This window comes from Deferribacterota bacterium (genome assembly GCA_034189185.1).
Classification (GTDB): Bacteria; Chrysiogenota; Deferribacteres; order Deferribacterales; family UBA228; genus UBA228.
Genome location: JAXHVM010000217.1, coordinates 1 through 2581, shown reverse-complemented (window position 1 = coordinate 2581; position 2581 = coordinate 1). Strand labels below are relative to the sequence as shown.

Here is a 2581-nt window from a genome sequence, read left to right as displayed (position 1 = left end):
TTAAAAAATATCGTATAAGAGATTATAGGGGAGGTGGTAGAGCATCTTCTAGAGAGACAATAGGTAGAGTATGTGCTGGCGCAATAGCAAAAAAGATATTGTTATTAAAAGGGATAACAATTACTGGTTATGTAAAGCAGGTTGGTAGTATAAAAGCTGAAACATTTGATGTAGATGAGATAGAAAACAATCCAGTTAGGTGTCCTGATAGATATAAAGCTAGTGAAATGGTTGATTATATTTTAAAGATAAAAGAGAAAGGAGACTCTATAGGTGGGATTGTAGAGATAGTTATCAAAGGAGTACCACCAGGTATTGGTGAGCCTGTTTTTGATAGGTTAAATGCAGAGTTATCAAAGGCCATAATGTCAATTCCAGCAGTTAAGGGTATACAATTTGGTATAGGCTTTGATGGTGTAAGTATGTTAGGCAGTGAAACGCATGATGAATTAACTGAGAATGGTTTTTTATCAAATAATGCTGGTGGTACTTTGGGAGGGATTTCAACGGGACAAGATATTATTTTTAATTTTATTGTTAAACCACCTTCCTCTATCTTAATCCCCAGGAAAACAATAGATATTAATGGTAACCCAAGAGAGATTGTTACTAAAGGGAGGCATGACCCGTGTGTTGCCCCACGTGTTGTTCCAATTGCTGAAGCTATGAGTGCCATTGTTTTGATAGATTTAATTATGATTGATAATGCAAGAAGAATTTTATAAATATTAAAATTAACCCCTGATTTAATTGCCTAAATTTTTATTTAGCATGTATTTAAATATTATATCTTTATTTAATATAATTAATAACTATCAATCAAATTGGTAACGCCTCCTAAAATATAGTACAAGTTTACTTTTTCAAAAGTAGGTAACAAATATAAATGATACTTTATAAGATATAAATTAAAGAATGTTGTAATAGAGAGTATTCTTTATCTAAAACTAATTATTATTACCATTATAACCTGGTATATATATAGATATAACAATATTCTATGATATATATAAGCCTCTATAGTATTAGAATTTATAGGATATAATATAGGTAATTTTGATAAAATATATTTCCTGAAGTAAAAAAGAGGAATAAATTACTTGACTCTTATTTAAAATTAAATATAACTATGTTAACTATTTTAAAGGTGATAGTTTAAAGTATTACTGGATTATTTGATAAGTTTAATTTATTAAAAAGGAGGAAATTTATGAATATTGAAGATGTAAAAAAAGTGGCTGTAATAGGTGCAGGTATGATGGGAAACCAAATCGCTGAGATACTTTCCCGTAAAGGAAAATATGAAGTTCACCTGGTGGATATAAACGAAGATCTAGTTAAAAAAGGATTACAGACTATATCGGAAAGGTTGGAAAAGGTCTTTGTTGCCAAAGGGAAGATGACTGACGATGATAAGAAGCAAATCATGGATAAAATAAAGGGAGGTACAAGTCAAGAGGAAGCATTGAAGGAAGTTGATATCGCTATTGAAGCGGCAACGGAAAACCTCTCTATAAAGAAAGATATTTTTAAGAGCATGGATGAAAAGACCCCTCAACATGCTATTTTGACATCTAATACCTCTTGCCAAAATATAACAGAGATGGCTTCAGTCACAAAAAGGCCGGAAAAGGTTGTGGGGACTCACTTTTTTAATCCTGTGGGTATGATGAAGCTTGTTGAGATCGTAAGGGGGGCTCACACCTCTGATGAGACCGTTGAAATAGCCTGTGGCTTAGCACGCAAGCTTGAAAAAGAGCCAGTGATATGTAAGGATATAAGCTATGGATTCTTAGCTAACAGAGCTTATACTCCTTTGGCAATAGAAGCAGTTCAGATGCTTTGGGAAAGAGTTGCACCCCCAGAGGATATTGATAAAGCGCTCAAGCTTGGCTACAATTTGCCGATGGGCCCTTTAGAGCTCTTTGATTTTGTAGGAGGTTGGAATGTAGTTATAGCTTCAGAACAAGATGCTATAAGAGAACTTGGTCCTGAGAAAGGAAGGCTTCACCCTCTCATAAGAATGATGTCTCGGGCTGGGTACTCTAGTATTTACTCTTTCTGGAAAGATGTATTGTCTAAATGGTAATGTAGAAGTAAGACATAGATTAGGAGGAAGGATATGGCTTATGAGAATATAATTGTTGAGTGTGAAGAAGATAAATGATTGCTTTTATTCAAAATCATGAGCCAAACTTTAGAGGAGAATAAAAATAAGGCAAGAAAAGCTTCATCTTGACATTAATTTCTAATATATTAGAGAGTAACTTTCTTTTAGATATAGTAATTTCATGTGAACTTTTATCTGTATTTGTATTTTATAAATGAGAGACACCTTCCCATTTTATTCTTTGAATAAGATCTTTTATGTTAACTGTAAGAATAGGTTAAATTTTCTGTCAACATTCAAACTAAGATTTTCTAAATAGATGAGGTATCTCTATCATAAACTAATCACCTTTTATTATTGTTCTAATTAAAGCTAATAAAAAATATTACTATATTCACACTATTCTTCAATTATTTTTTTTGATGATGAGCTGAATAATTTTCGAAATCTTTCAAGCATAGCCCTTGGTGT

2 protein-coding genes are annotated in these 2581 nt (G+C 32.3%); both read left to right on the top strand.

Features of this window, described 5'->3' with window-relative positions; translation table 11 throughout:
• Positions 1-725 (top strand): chorismate synthase (gene aroC / locus SVN78_10105; GenBank protein ID MDY6821959.1); only part of this gene is annotated, 725 nt, incomplete at its 5' end.
• 485 nt (positions 726-1210) lie between these two features.
• Positions 1211-2089 (top strand): 3-hydroxyacyl-CoA dehydrogenase family protein, encoded by an 879-nt coding sequence (locus SVN78_10100; protein ID MDY6821958.1) that lies wholly within the window; start codon positions 1211-1213, stop codon positions 2087-2089.
• Positions 2090-2581: the final 492 nt, after the last annotated feature.

Bases quoted from the DNA above. Each gene is read 5' to 3' on its own strand.
- SVN78_10100 (MDY6821958.1), top strand. From the start codon at position 1,211: ATGAATATTGAAGATGTAAAAAAAGTGGCTGTAATAGGTGCAGGTATG.